The following is a 13053-nucleotide window of genomic DNA, read 5'->3' as shown; positions in this document are numbered from 1 at the left end:
ATGCTGACCTCTCTGGCGCAAGTGTTAAGCGCCGCGTTACTTGAGCCTAAGAATTAGAGTCAGTCTGGAGACTGACGAATACATAAATTTAAAAAATTCAAATTTTACCCTTATAAAAAAGCAAAAGGCAGCGTAGTTTGTTAAACAAATATGAAACACTTAGGTATATTTCTGTTAATGCTGCTGCCATTCAGTTGCCAGCAACCTAGTAATGCCCAGGAACAAACTATTGTAAAAACCTTAAACACTATGGAAACAACTACGGAACACGTGGAAGGAAACAAGCCTTCGGTTTACGATTTCAGATTTAAAACTTTACAAGGTGCCGAAATAAACCTGAATGAATTTAAAGGCCGCAAAATGCTTTTAGTGAACGTGGCTTCGGAGTGCGGGTTTACCCCGCAATATAAGGAGCTGCAGCAACTCTATGATCAATATGGAACCAAAGTAGTGGTTATTGGTTTTCCGGCCAACGACTTTGGTGGCCAGGAGCCGGGTTCTAATCAGGAAATCGCTGCTTTTTGCGAAAAGAATTACGGGGTAACTTTTCCTGTGGTAGAAAAAATTGCGGTTACTGGCCCTAATCAGCATCCTTTATATAAATATTTATCCAGTAAATCTTTAAACGGCGTAACTGACGAAGTACCTACCTGGAATTTCTGTAAATACTTAATAAACGAAGATGGAAAAGTAGTGCAGTTTTTTCCATCTAAAGTAGCTCCCCTAAGTTCCGAGCTGATTGCGGCCATTCAAAAATAAAAAATTTAAAAAATTTTGAATTCGCCTTCCTCTATGCAGTCGCCGGGAAAAATGAAAGCCTGGGTATTAGCTTTTCGGCTTAGAACCTTGCCCTTGGCTTTGGCTAGTATTGGCATGGGAAGTTTTTTAGCCGCCACCCGGGGTAAATTCAACTTATCCGTCGTCATTTTATGCGGCCTTACTACGGTTTTACTGCAAGTATTATCGAACCTGGCGAATGATTACGGCGATTCGCAGCACGGGGCCGATAGCCAACACCGGGAAGGTCCTCAACGAGCGGTTCAGACTGGGGTAATTACCGCCGCCGAAATGAAAAAAGCTATTTACTTAACTTCTTTCCTGAGTTTTTTATCCGGTATTTTGCTTTTATGCCTGGCTTTTGGCACAAGCGGCTTGTATCTGTTTTTTATCTTTTTGACTATTGGCTTGCTTTGCATTTGGGCCGCGGTTTCTTACACTGCCGGAAATAATCCTTATGGTTACGCCGGGTTTGGCGACATAGCGGTATTTGTTTTTTTTGGCTTAGTAGGTGTACTGGGCACTTATTTTCTGCAAACCGGAGAGCTGGAATCAATAATGCTATTACCAGCCTTTAGCCTGGGTTTTTTCTCCACGGGGGTGCTAAACATTAATAACATCCGCGATATCCGTTCCGATGCCTTGGCCGGTAAACGCTCCGTACCCGTGCGCTTAGGACCGCAACGAGCCCGCATTTACCATTGGTTTTTATTAGGAGCCGGCCTGGTTTGCGCCGTAGTTTACGTAAGTCAACAATACCAAAGTCCCTGGCAATTTTTGTTTTTAATTACTTTACCGCTATTTTTTAAAATTGGCACTCAAGTATACCGGCTGCAGCAACCAGCCCAATTAGATCCTTACTTAAAACAAATGGCCTTAAGCACCATGTTGTTTGTGTTGTTATTCGGCATTGGCCAGCTGCTTCCTTTATAAATTTTAAAAATAAAAAACGCCCGCCGGAGAAAACAGGTTTACTCAAATGTAAACTAACTATCTCCGGCGGGAATTTTTTTTAATTTTTTAATCGTTCGATGTTACCGGCTGGCTGGTTTCGGAAGATGAAGATTGTTCAGCAGCGTTTGCACCACGCTCTTTGTTGAACCGCTGTTTAGGTTTGTAGGGTTCCTTCGGCCGGTCCGGATTGTTTTCAGCGTTTGCCTTTGGTTGCGTGCGTCTTGGTTTACGCTCTTTCGATACAGTTGAAGCAGCGGGTCTTGTTTCGGTGCCCCCGGGCTTACGAACAGTCTTTTTCCGGGATTTGCTTCGTGTTCGGTCATCTTCCCGGTGTTTGTTGGGTTCAAAGGCCGGTCCGGGTCCCACTTCTTCCGGGTTTTCCAACTTGGGTATTTCCCGCTCAATTAAGCGCTCAATCCGTTTTACCCGTACCTGGTCTTTTTCGTTGATAAAGGTAATGGCCGTGCCCGTAGTAGAGGCCCGGGCCGTGCGGCCAATCCGGTGAATATAATCTTCGGCGTCCTGGGGAACATCGTAATTTAAAATATGGCTGATGTTATCAATATCAATACCTCGCGACATGATATCCGTTGCCACTAAAATTTGAAATTGTTTGTTCCGAAAACCTTGCAGCGTGGCTTCCCGTTCGTCCTGGGTGCGGTCAGAAGTAATGCCTTCAGCCTTGTGGCCCATCTTTTGTAAAATCCGCACAATATCGTTTACCGCCGATTTCCGGGAAGTGAATACAATCATGCTCTGCACCGTTATATCTTTTAGCAAATGCTCAATTAATTTCGGCTTTTGCTTATCGTAAGTCAAATACATCCGCTGGTCAATGCCTTCCGCGGGTTTCGAAATAGCCAGGTTAATTTCTGTAGGTTCTTTTAAAATTTTACGGGCCAATTCCCGGATTTTAGGCGGCATGGTGGCTGAAAACATTAAGGTTTGCCGGTTAGCAGGTAGTTGGCTCACAATACGGAGTAAGTCCGGCATAAAACCCATGTCCAGCATTTTATCTGCTTCGTCCAGGACCAGGTAATCCAGCTTATCAAATTTAACGTAACCCATGTTCATGTGCGCAATTAAGCGGCCGGGCGTGGCAATAATGATATCGGCGCCACTGGTAATCGCATTTTTTTGCTGATCCCAGCTTTCGCCTTTGTTACCGCCGTAAATAGCAATGGAGGTAGCCGAAACAAAATAAGCAAAGCCAGCAATCTGGTCATCAATCTGCTTGGCTAATTCGCGCGTAGGTACTAAAACTAAAGTGCTGGTGTGGTCGTGGCGGGCATGCGAAATTTTATCCAGCAAAGGCAATACATAAGCGGCCGTTTTGCCGGTACCCGTTTGCGCACAGGCAATCAGGTCGTGTTGTTTCAGAATTACCGGGATAGCCGCTTGTTGAATCGGCGTTGGTTTCCGGAAATTCATAGCCTCAATACCAGCCAAAAGATCGTCGTGTAGTTGAAAAGAGTGAAAATTTAGATCTTCGGCGGCTTTATTATCGGGTTGAATATCCATTATAATAGTGTAAACGAAAAATACATAAAAAGTAAAGATAGCAAATAAAAACGGCTTTAATGGCCTAAATGTTAACGGATAGACCTGTTTGCCAGCTAAAACGGTGAAAATAAAAAGTTAAATTAGGGATTAATCAAGAGCTTTTAACAAACGCTTTACATTCGTTAGTTTATTAAATAAATTGGCCGGAAAACAGCGGTTGTTCTTTGCTCAGAATAAAAAATAACCTTCTTTAGATATAATTAATAAGCCATATTTTATTAAAAAACAACAAACCAGTAGTAACTAACCATTATTTAACACGGCATATGTCAGGACATAGTAAATGGTCAACGATTAAGCGGAAGAAAGGAGCACTTGATGCGAAACGATCTAAAATTTTTACCAAAATAATCAAAGAAATATCGGTAGCCGTGCGCGAAAGCGGACCAGAACCCGATGGCAATCCGCGTTTGCGCTTAGCCATTCAAAGCGCCAAAGCGGCCAACATGCCCAAAGAAAACATGGAGCGAGCCATTAAGAAAGGCTCCGGTGCCGACGAGGCACACTACACCGAAATCACGTACGAGGGTTATGCCCCGCACGGGGTAGCCGTTTATGTAGAGTGCCTAACCGACAACTTAAACCGCACTGTAGCCAGTGTTCGGTCGGCGTTTAGTAAACACGGGGGCGCATTAGGCACAAATGGGTCGCTGGATTTTCTATTTGACCGGAAAGGTGTTTTTGTTTTAAAACAAGCCGAATCAACGTTAGACGAAGAAGCATTTACTTTTGAGTTGATTGATGCGGGCGCCGAAGAAGTAGTTTTTGAAGAAGAATACATTACTATTTACTGCGCCATGGAGGATTTTGGTGCTTTACAAAAGAAAGTGGAAAGTTTGGCGTTAGAAGTAGAAACTGCCGAGTTACAACGTATTCCGAAAACAACGGTAACCCTGAACGATGACGCCTTACGAAAAGTACTGAAATTAATTGATGTACTGGAAGACGATGACGACGTGCAAAAAGTGTATCATAATGTAGAATTAAGCCAAATGCAATTGGCTAATTTAGAAGCTTAAAGGTATTAGCAGTTACACCTTAAAAATTGGCTGAAATTTTGAATAATAATTTGCCGGTGTCAATACAAGCATGATTAACCAGCAAAACCGAAACCTAATCACGTTCTGATTCGCTTTGGCAGAATCGGCTAAAAATCTGAGATATGGAAGACAAACTAGAAACAATATTTGAAGGTCTTAAGCAAAAATCAACCACGAAGCAAACTATTTACCGGAATACCCAGGAGGTTTTTGAAAAAATGCGCCTGGCCGCTGCGGCTATTGTTACTTCTTTAAGTACAAAAATTACGGAAGTAGATTCTAATGTTATCATCGAATACCGGAACATTAATGAGTTTGAATTTCATATTAAATTCTCCGGCGACCTGCTTATTTTTGTAATGCACTCTAACGTGATTACTTTTCCGGAAGATCATGAGTTAATGAGTAACCCTTACGTAGAAGAAGATTTTCGCCGCCGTTTTTTCGGGCATATCATGGCTTATAATTTTATGGCTGATTCCATTAAATACAACCGCATGAACGATCCGGGCTACTTACTGGCCCGCATTTTAATCAACGTAGAAAATCATTATTACCTGGAAGGGGTAAGCGAACTGGACCTGGAATATTCTGATATTTCAAAAAATGTGGTAGATGATAAAGCTTTACGCTTGTTTATCGAAAGTGCTATGGTCGCTTCGGTAAACAACGATTTAATTGCGCCGGCTATTGATGATATCAAGAAGATTTCGGTGAAGCAGAAAATGGAAAACCAACAAGTGAGCCGCGGTCAAAAGTTGGGCTTTAGTTTTAGTTACGAAGGCAACTCCAACAACTTTCAGGGAATGTATTAAGAAAAGAGACTCTAGTATCTAAATTTTAGACGCTAGACCGGAAGCTGCAGAATAGTGACTTATAAGTGATTTTTAAAAACAATTTAGATGTAAAAAGGATAATTAACCTGTACTGAAACTTAAGATTATATTATTTTTTTGAATTTTAGATCATCTGGTAGTTCCGGGATTAGTTAAAATTTAAAAATTATTTTGAATAATATGTTAAATAAAATAACTATAACAAAGGCCGGATCGCTTTTACACCCGGCCTTTGTTATTTAATCCATCATATCGGCCAGCTCCAGCCAGCGTTCCGATTTTTGCTCTAGAATTTGCTCTATTTGCTTTAAACGAGCCGCATCTTCTGCTAACTTTTTATGATCAGCCACACCACTGTTCAGACGGGCCACAATACTTTCTTTCTCATTTTCTAAAGCCTGGATTTCTTTTTCTAATTGTTCGTATTCCCGCTTTTCGCTGTAAGTCGCTTTTCTTTTTAAATTTTGGACTAGATCCGGCACTACAGTAACCGGAGTAGGAGTGGAAGCATTTGGTTTACTGGCCGGTTTACCTGTTTCTTTTTCCTGATCAGCCAGCCACTCCCGATAATCCGTGTAGTTGCCCGGAAAATTGCGGATTTTGCCTTCGCCTTCAAATACAAATAAATGCTCTACTAACTGGTCCATAAAATACCGGTCGTGCGACACAATGAGCAAACAGCCGCCAAATTGCAACAAGAAATCCTCCAGAATATTCAGGGTAATAATATCTAAATCGTTGGTAGGCTCATCCAAAATTAAAAAATTGGGATTTTTGATTAATACCCGCAACAGTTGCAAGCGCCTTTTCTCGCCACCGCTTAATTTACCCACCAACGTGTATTGCTGAGCCGGTGGAAACATAAAGTGTTGTAGAAATTGCGAAGCCGTAATTACTTCCCCGTTCGCCATTTCTACTACTTCGGCAATTTCTTTCACAATATCAATTACCCGCTGGTCGTCTTTAAAAGTAAGTTCATCTTGGGTGTAGTACCCTACTACCGTGGTTTGCCCCGGATCAATTTCGCCGGAATCGGGCTGTAACTTACCGGTGAGCATATTCAGGAAAGTAGTTTTGCCCGCCCCATTTTCGCCAATAATACCAATGCGGTCTTTTTTCTTGAAAACGTACGAGAAATTATGTACAATCTGCTTATCGCCGAAGGCTTTAGCGATTTTTTCTACTTCAATAATTTTCCCGCCTTGGCGAGTAGTTTTTACGGATAATTCTAACTGGGCCTGGCTTACTTTGCTGGTCGCTTTTTCTTTTAAGTCGTAAAAAGCATCAATGCGCGATTTAGATTTAGTGCCGCGGGCTTTGGGTTGCCGGCGCATCCAATCTAGTTCTTTGCGCATTAAGTTGCGGGCTTTTTCTACTTCCAGATCTTGCTGTATTTCGCGTTCGGCTTTTTTCTCGATAAAGTAAGCGTAATTGCCTTTGTAAGAAAAAAGTTTACCTTGATCTAATTCCACAATTTCGTTGGCCACTTTATCCAGAAAATAGCGGTCGTGGGTTACCATTAATATCGTTTGCTGCGGCGAGGAAAGCACGTTTTCTAACCATTCAATGGTATCTAAGTCCAGGTGGTTGGTAGGCTCATCCATTATTAACAAGTCCGGCTCATCAATAAGGACCCGGGCCATGGCTACGCGCTTTTTCTGCCCACCCGATAAATGCCGGATTTCTTTTTCCAGGTCGTTAATGCCAAATTTACTCAGTATTTGCTTCACCTTAGTCTCGTAATCCCAGGCATTTAATTCTTCCATGCGTTCCATTAAACGTTGCAATTCGTCCGGATTGGCATTTTCCTGTAATAAGATATGCTCGTATTGGCTAATGGTTTCAATAACTTCGTTCTGACCCGAAAACAAGGTTTGTTGCACGGTCAGGTTTTCGTTAAATTCTGGTTGTTGGCCCAAGTAACCTACTTTTACTTCTTTGCGGAGACTCACCGAGCCAGAATCAGGCGGTAATTTCCCGGCCAGTACATTTAATAAAGTGGTTTTACCCGATCCATTTACGCCCACCAGGGCCAGGCGCTGGCCTTTGCTAATCCCAAAATTTAATTCCCGGAAAAGCCAACGGTCGGCAAACGTTTTAGATATATTTTCGGCAGATAAGTAATTCATGCTGTAAATTTAGCGGAAAGATTGAAGAAGAGATACGTTATCAATAGTTGATCGTTATTAGTTGTTCGTTATTAGGCTTAAAATTAGTTGACAGTCGATTCATTATTTTAACATATTCTTCCGTTTGATTTTGTTTAATTACGTAACAGCATTGGTTTCGGAAAACCATAAGAACGGCATGCATAAAAAAAGCCGGCAATTGCCGGCTTTTTAAACACTAGTTAAAAAGTCTGATTAATTAACTACGGTTATTATTTAAATCGTTAATAATGCTGCTACGGTTGACATTGGCAACCGTAGCCGGTACGGTCCGCGTCATGATGGAAGCCAGAATAGAGAATAATCCAAAAATAACATGCGGCTCCCACACTACTTCATCGAAATTAAAAATCCAGGGCGAGGCAGCTAAAAATAATCCGATAAATAAATCCATGCGTAAATGGCTTACCATCGGAATTTTCCGGATAATACCTACTTCAAAATTGGTCATAATGGTTTGTAACAATACCATAACACCTACGATTACTGGTACCCAAGTTTCGGCTCCGCCGTTATCAAAGTCAAATACCCATGGCGAGGCTATTAGTATAATTCCCACCAGATAATCTAAAATCCCGTGGATTCTTGTTGGTATGATTCTCATAGTTATACGTATAGGTTGTTTAAAAAGAATAAATTTTTTTATTTGGGTTTATATACGAAAGCAGAAGGTGAAGGTTGTAAAATACAATAAATTGTCCGCTACAGTTGCTTTTTTAGAGCATTTACATTAAATAAGTTATATAAGTATAAATACGTAAGTAAGTTTACTTAATTACATAATTTTTAGATTTTCCGGCTCAGAGGATTGCTGGTGATAAATCCCGAAATAGCCGTAATTTTGTGGCATGAGCCTACCTCTTAAACAACAACCCATTGGCGTATACGACAGCGGCATTGGCGGATTAACCATGGCGCAGGCCATTACGCGACTATTGCCGCACGAACGATTAATTTATTTTGGCGATACCGCGCATTTGCCTTACGGCGACAAATCTACGGCCGCCATCCAAGCTTATTCGGTTAAAATATGCAACCTGCTGATCCAGCAGCATTGTAAAGTTATTTTAATTGCCTGCAATTCGGCTTCGGCAGCCGCTTACGACTTAGTACGGGAATACGTAGGTAGTAAAGCCAAAATTTTAAATGTGATTGATCCGGCAGTGGACTATATCGGACAGCATTATGCTAATAAAACCGTTGGTTTAATTGGCACCAAACAAACGGTTCATTCGAATGTTTATAAAAAGAAAATAGATGCTTTAGACAAAAATATCACCTTACAATCGTTGGCGACCCCATTATTGGCGACCATGATTGAAGAGGGTTTTTTTAATAATAACATTAGTGAGAGCGTAATAGCCAAGTATCTTTCCGATCCGGAGCTCGAAAATATCGAGGCGCTTATTTTGGGCTGTACGCATTATCCATTAATCAAAAATCAGATCAACGAATTTTACCAGGGCCAGGTAGATATTGTAGATGCTTCGGAGTTGGTGGCCAAGCACGTAAAACAATTTTTAATTTTTAATGATTTAGCTGCTACTAATTTAGTTAAAGAACACGCGTTTTACGTATCGGATTTTACGAGGTCTTTCGAAGAATCTACCAAGTTATTCTTCGACCGAAAAGTAAACCTGGAACATTATCCTTTGTGGGAATGATTTAGTTAGAAGGTTAAAAGGTTTGAAAGTGGGAAGGTTAATTAATTTTTTTAAATTTTTAAGCTTTTTTCTGCTTCTGCAATTATAAAATTTAAAAATGTCTGTGGTCCATCGTCAATGGACCGTGGACTAACGACTAAAAATCATGAAAAAACGCTATCATATCATTGGGGATTTAAAGCGCAATGTGCTTATTCTGGCGGCGGCCAGCAGTTTGGGGTTGGCCAGTTGTAATTCGGGCGGCAATACAGAGCAAGATTCAGCATCCAGCGATTGGTCCACGGGTACGAGCACCTTAAGCAAAGGAGTTATAACCGAAATGACGGAAACCAGCCCGGATAACTGGAAGATTACGGATGAACGTCCGGCGGGTGCGGGCCAGGTAGCTGCCATCTTAAGGCATTACGACGGCAAGATAGATACCCTTACCGGAGAACCTTTGCAACGTGCCATGAACGAGTACGCATCGGTACATCCAAGTAATACGGGTGGTTTTAGTATGATGAATGTATTAATGTGGAGCAGTATCGGGTACATGGCGGGCCGCATGATGTCGCCTAATCCGGCCTACTACGCGAATCCTGCTGTAATGAACCGGACGAGTGGTTGGCGTAATTCTATTTACCAGGAACGGCAGCAAAATGGCGGTCGGGGTGGTTATTATGGTAGTGGTGCTTACCGGAGCCAGACGGCTACGCGGGCGCCGCAAGGCCGTTCCGGCTATTTTTCCGGTCGTCGGAGTGGATTTTCGGCTTAACTTTTCGAGTGTAAAAAGCTGGTTTTTTCTATAAGCCTTCCATTTTTAAATTTTAGCTTTTGAGTAGCCTTAAAAATAGCCTACTACTTACCACGTAAAACTTAAAACTTCACTTTGGCAAATTTTCTTTCCGAATCTTCGTATGATGGCGCAGCAGATAAATCTGTTCGGGTAATTACGCACCAGGGAAATGTGAATGCGGTTTTACAAGGCTTAGGCTGGACCTGGATAACCGAAGAAGGCTGCGCCAATTATTTACCTGGGGAGGCAGTTCTTTTACCCGAAAAAATAGCTGATGGATTATTAAACGCCGCTACGCAGCTTTATGATATGATGGTGGCTGCCGTACCGGAGAACTTGCCCGATGCATTTTTACGGGTACTGGATATTCCCGAAAACTTGTGGCCCATTATCCGGCTTTCCTGGAACGATGATCGCCATTGGCATATTTACGGGCGTTTCGACTTGGTACAAACTGCACAAGGACCCAAACTTTTGGAATTTAACGCCGATACGGCTACTTCTATCCCGGAAACGGCGGTGGTGCAATGGGCCAGTTTAGCGGCCGCTGGTAAAAACGACGCGGCCCAAGCCTCCGGATTGTACGAAGCTTTAGTGGAGCAGCTAAGCACCTGGCGTACGCAAAACAATGATCTGGCGCCTAATCTGGTTGTAACGTATATCGGGGAAAGTACCGAAGACCGTACCAATTGCGAAGTAATGGCTCAGGCTTCCCGCGAGGCGGGGTTTGAAGCTTATTTATTCCCGATTGATGCATTAACTTTTTCGACCAAAGGAACCGAACGGGGCGTATGGGGAGAAGTGGGGAAAGACGAGTGGCTTGAATTTCCGTTTATTTTTAAATTATTACCCTGGGAGCAAATTGCCTGGGAAGAACCCGAGCTGGCCGAAGACTTAGCCAGTTTAATGCTGACCCGCAATGTAGTAGTAGCCAACCCGCCGTATACCTTAATTTGGCAAAGCAAAGGCTTTTTGGCCTGGCTCTGGAAAGCTTATCCGCACCATCCGCTTTTGCTCGAAACGTCTCTAGAACCCATTCGAGGCAAGTACATCCGCAAACCTTTTTTCGGCCGGGAAGGACAAAACGTGCAAGTAGTAGATAAACAAATCATCGAAGAGAAAGAAGGAGAATACGGCCAGCAAAAAGTAGTGTACCAGGCTTGGGTAGATTTACCCCAGGATGATCAAGGTCATTTTTACCAGGCTGGTGTATTCTGGGCTGGCGAAGGATGCGCCATTGGTTTACGCCGGGAAAAAGGAATCATCACCAACCTGTCGCAGTTTTTGCCGCATCTGCTGGAGGTGAAGAGGTGAAGTTAAATTAAAATCCTTATTTTTAGCAGTTTAGGATTAATGTTACTGCTTGCCGTTTAAGAAATAAGCATTAAAAATTACTTGATTAGCCGTTGCTTTAACTTTCGTATGCTGAACTAAGCTTATTTTTTACCATAAGACTGTTGCCTTATACAAGTTAAAATTTTCGTCTCTAGAAATTATGGGTAGTCCATTGTTAAAACCTTGGACAATGATAATTCTATCAAATGGGTCTTTGTGGTGATAAGGCAGAGTGGAAAGCGTTAAGGTATCCGCGAAAGTAACGGGCAACACCCCAAAACCGTTTTCTTCTATTTGCCTACTAACTTGATTGAATGGTGTTTTTAGCTCTAATTTTCCTAAACTTACTTTAATGGCTATTTCCCAGAGAGAGGCAATGCTCACAAAATTTATCGTGTTTTCTGTTTCAATGGCAGTCCTAGCTCTTTGAGAAAGTTCTTGCTCACCATTGATCTACCAGATAAGAGTATGGGTGTCTAGTAAAAACTGCTGCATCAGGGCATGTATTCTTTAAAGTCGTCTAACGGCTCATCAAAGGACGGCTTCATAACAAACATACCTTGTCCACTACCGAAAACCGGCTTTTTTCTGTGTTTATTTTTTTCCTTAATTGCTAAAAAATCAATAAAATCAGATACTTCTGATTTTAAATGATCAGGCAGGATAGCTAGTTTGCTATATAAAGTTATGTTATCCATCGTTAGTTTGTTCATTTAAAAATTTTCATTGTTATAAAATTAAAAAATAACATCAAATTATTTACCCTTAATGTTTCGTATACCACTGCTGGTGTTGCTAGACCTTAATTACTAAATGGATATATTCCGGCTTTCAGTTCTTACTTGTTCCGTGAGTAATTGTTAAAGGGTAATCCTTTGCGACATACTTGCCAACTTGAAGCTAGTTTACGCTCGTAATCAAATATTTATATCACTTTAAAATTGACAAATATAAATATAAGCTCGGCACTACTGCACTCCTTTGTTTTATCCTGTTGCAATCCTTCTTCTTACAAAAAAGTAAACGGATTGGTAGAGGCAATGTGCGTAATTTTCACGCCGGGCAACTTGGGTTTTAACCATTGAGCAGCGTATTCCATGCCGGCTTCTTCGCTTACCGCATGGTTCAGGATGATTAAACTGGTTTTCTGGCCCATTTGCAAACCGTCTCTTACCCGCTCTACGGTTTCCCATTCACGGGTTTCCCCGCTTAATATTACATCTGGTTTTAATTCCTGAATGGCCGCAATTTGCCTTTTGCTATCCATGTAGCCAAAGGCCAGGTAAACCGTGGTACAATTCTGCTTTAAATTACCCACTACCCGCACCGTAGTAATACCCAATTTGTTTTTGGCCAGCAAGGCAATGGATTTTAAACTTAGGGGTTGTGGCAAAGTAAGCAGCCTCGGATTGGCCGCATCGTAAAATTGATCCCAGCCTAATTTTTTAAATTTCCCATGATAATGCCATCGGGCTTATGGGCGTGCCAATAATCGTGAAACCGCCATACAGCTATTTGGTGTTTCTTTAACAAATCTATTTTATACCGGTATGCATCGTCTTGCTGCAGCCAGTCGGTTTCGTCTTGGTTATTATAAAAAGGAGTTTCGTGGGCAATAATAAAGTTAGCGCCTGCTTGAGCGGTTTTTTTAATTACTTCTACCGTCGGAAACATGGTAGTGACAATGCCTTTTACTTCCTGGTCCAGGCTGCCGGATCTTAGCTGGTCCACGGTACTGGCAAAAGGTGCATTCGGAATTTCTTTCAGAATAGTATCAATTACTCTTTTAACCGTAAAAGTGTCTGGTGCTGGATGTGGGTTTTTAGCCAAACTTAAACCTGGCGCCGATAACACCAGCGAGGTGCCCAATAATTTAGTAACGGACGTTAAAAATTTTCGCCGGCCGGAAAACGGAATAGGGTGCTTGTGCTTCATGCG

The 13053-nt window shown here is 41.9% G+C and carries 14 protein-coding genes; 7 read left to right on the top strand and 7 right to left on the bottom strand.

Annotated features, from left to right (window positions below; all coding sequences use genetic code 11):
* Positions 1-150: 150 nt before the first annotated feature.
* Both AHMF7616_RS09535 and AHMF7616_RS09530 read left to right on the top strand, forming a co-directional pair.
* Positions 151-759: a glutathione peroxidase gene (locus AHMF7616_RS09535; RefSeq protein ID WP_115372684.1), complete on the top strand. Its 609-nt coding sequence runs from the start codon at positions 151-153 to the stop codon at positions 757-759.
* 15 nt (positions 760-774) lie between these two features.
* Entirely contained in the window at positions 775-1710 is a 936-nt protein-coding gene (locus AHMF7616_RS09530) for a 1,4-dihydroxy-2-naphthoate polyprenyltransferase (RefSeq protein ID WP_317047595.1), read from the top strand.
* An 87-nt stretch (positions 1711-1797) separates the two neighbouring features.
* Here AHMF7616_RS09530 and AHMF7616_RS09525 read toward each other — a convergent pair whose 3' ends face one another.
* Complete coding sequence (locus tag AHMF7616_RS09525) at positions 1798-3252, bottom strand: DEAD/DEAH box helicase (RefSeq protein WP_394335764.1); 1455 nt, start codon at positions 3250-3252, stop codon at positions 1798-1800.
* A gap of 308 nt (positions 3253-3560) precedes the next feature.
* On the opposite strand from AHMF7616_RS09525, the gene AHMF7616_RS09520 reads away from it, so the two are divergent.
* Positions 3561-4313, top strand: a complete 753-nt coding sequence (locus AHMF7616_RS09520) for a YebC/PmpR family DNA-binding transcriptional regulator (protein ID WP_115372683.1) — start codon at positions 3561-3563, stop codon at positions 4311-4313.
* Between the two features lie 143 nt (positions 4314-4456).
* A complete protein-coding gene (locus AHMF7616_RS09515) occupies positions 4457-5149 on the top strand; it encodes a hypothetical protein (protein WP_115372682.1) in 693 nt (230 codons plus the stop codon).
* 260 nt (positions 5150-5409) lie between these two features.
* On the opposite strand, the gene AHMF7616_RS09510 is transcribed toward AHMF7616_RS09515, so the two are convergent.
* Together AHMF7616_RS09510 and AHMF7616_RS09505 are read right to left on the bottom strand one after the other, a co-directional pair.
* Positions 5410-7299, bottom strand: coding sequence for an ABC-F family ATP-binding cassette domain-containing protein (locus AHMF7616_RS09510; protein WP_115372681.1), 1890 nt, complete (start codon positions 7297-7299; stop codon positions 5410-5412).
* A 238-nt stretch (positions 7300-7537) separates the two neighbouring features.
* Positions 7538-7942: an SPW repeat domain-containing protein gene (locus AHMF7616_RS09505; protein ID WP_115372680.1), complete on the bottom strand. Its 405-nt coding sequence runs from the start codon at positions 7940-7942 to the stop codon at positions 7538-7540.
* 244 nt (positions 7943-8186) lie between these two features.
* Here AHMF7616_RS09505 and murI point away from each other — a divergent pair, with 244 nt between their 5' ends.
* The 3 genes from murI to AHMF7616_RS09490 all read left to right on the top strand — a co-directional run bounded on the left by murI (position 8187) and on the right by AHMF7616_RS09490 (position 11094).
* Positions 8187-9002, top strand: a complete 816-nt coding sequence (gene murI / locus AHMF7616_RS09500; RefSeq protein ID WP_115372679.1) for a glutamate racemase — start codon at positions 8187-8189, stop codon at positions 9000-9002.
* A 145-nt stretch (positions 9003-9147) separates the two neighbouring features.
* Positions 9148-9759, top strand: a complete 612-nt coding sequence (locus AHMF7616_RS09495) for a Cj0371 family chemotaxis-regulating polar lipoprotein (RefSeq protein WP_115372678.1) — start codon at positions 9148-9150, stop codon at positions 9757-9759.
* Positions 9760-9873: 114 nt separating this feature from the next.
* Entirely contained in the window at positions 9874-11094 is a 1221-nt protein-coding gene (locus AHMF7616_RS09490) for a glutathionylspermidine synthase family protein (RefSeq protein WP_115372677.1), read from the top strand.
* 129 nt (positions 11095-11223) lie between these two features.
* Here the strand turns inward: AHMF7616_RS09490 and AHMF7616_RS09485 are convergent, their stop codons facing one another.
* The 4 genes from AHMF7616_RS09485 to AHMF7616_RS27470 form a co-directional block, all read right to left on the bottom strand.
* Positions 11224-11568: a type II toxin-antitoxin system VapC family toxin gene (locus AHMF7616_RS09485; protein ID WP_115372676.1), complete on the bottom strand. Its 345-nt coding sequence runs from the start codon at positions 11566-11568 to the stop codon at positions 11224-11226.
* Between the two features lie 41 nt (positions 11569-11609).
* Positions 11610-11828 carry a type II toxin-antitoxin system VapB family antitoxin gene (gene vapB / locus AHMF7616_RS09480; protein WP_233507430.1) on the bottom strand — a complete coding sequence of 73 codons (219 nt, stop codon included), beginning with the start codon at positions 11826-11828 and terminating at the stop codon, positions 11610-11612.
* A gap of 296 nt (positions 11829-12124) precedes the next feature.
* Positions 12125-12508, bottom strand: coding sequence for a Nif3-like dinuclear metal center hexameric protein (locus tag AHMF7616_RS27475; protein ID WP_262511719.1), 384 nt, complete (start codon positions 12506-12508; stop codon positions 12125-12127).
* 44 nt (positions 12509-12552) lie between these two features.
* The gene (locus AHMF7616_RS27470; protein ID WP_262511718.1) at positions 12553-13050 is read right to left on the bottom strand and encodes a Nif3-like dinuclear metal center hexameric protein; all 498 of its coding nucleotides are present in this window, start codon (positions 13048-13050) and stop codon (positions 12553-12555) included.
* Between the last annotated feature and the right edge of the window lie 3 nt (positions 13051-13053).

This window comes from Adhaeribacter pallidiroseus (genome assembly GCF_003340495.1).
GTDB classification, from domain to species: Bacteria; Bacteroidota; Bacteroidia; order Cytophagales; family Hymenobacteraceae; genus Adhaeribacter; species Adhaeribacter pallidiroseus.
Note: the sequence above shows the minus strand (reverse complement) of the source record. Positions and strands in the feature narration are given on the sequence as shown.

Excerpts from the sequence above, each read along its gene's own strand:
- AHMF7616_RS09505 (WP_115372680.1), bottom strand. The coding sequence starts at position 7,942 with ATGAGAATCATACCAACAAGAATCCACGGGATTTTAGATTATCTGGTG.
- AHMF7616_RS09535 (WP_115372684.1), top strand. The coding sequence starts at position 151 with ATGAAACACTTAGGTATATTTCTGTTAATGCTGCTGCCATTCAGTTGC.
- AHMF7616_RS27470 (WP_262511718.1), bottom strand. The coding sequence starts at position 13,050 with ATGAAGCACAAGCACCCTATTCCGTTTTCCGGCCGGCGAAAATTTTTA.
- murI (WP_115372679.1), top strand. The coding sequence starts at position 8,187 with ATGAGCCTACCTCTTAAACAACAACCCATTGGCGTATACGACAGCGGC.
- AHMF7616_RS09495 (WP_115372678.1), top strand. The coding sequence starts at position 9,148 with ATGAAAAAACGCTATCATATCATTGGGGATTTAAAGCGCAATGTGCTT.
- AHMF7616_RS09525 (WP_394335764.1), bottom strand. The coding sequence starts at position 3,252 with ATGGATATTCAACCCGATAATAAAGCCGCCGAAGATCTAAATTTTCAC.
- AHMF7616_RS09510 (WP_115372681.1), bottom strand. The coding sequence starts at position 7,299 with ATGAATTACTTATCTGCCGAAAATATATCTAAAACGTTTGCCGACCGT.
- AHMF7616_RS09520 (WP_115372683.1), top strand. The coding sequence starts at position 3,561 with ATGTCAGGACATAGTAAATGGTCAACGATTAAGCGGAAGAAAGGAGCA.
- AHMF7616_RS09515 (WP_115372682.1), top strand. The coding sequence starts at position 4,457 with ATGGAAGACAAACTAGAAACAATATTTGAAGGTCTTAAGCAAAAATCA.
- vapB (WP_233507430.1), bottom strand. The coding sequence starts at position 11,828 with ATGAACAAACTAACGATGGATAACATAACTTTATATAGCAAACTAGCT.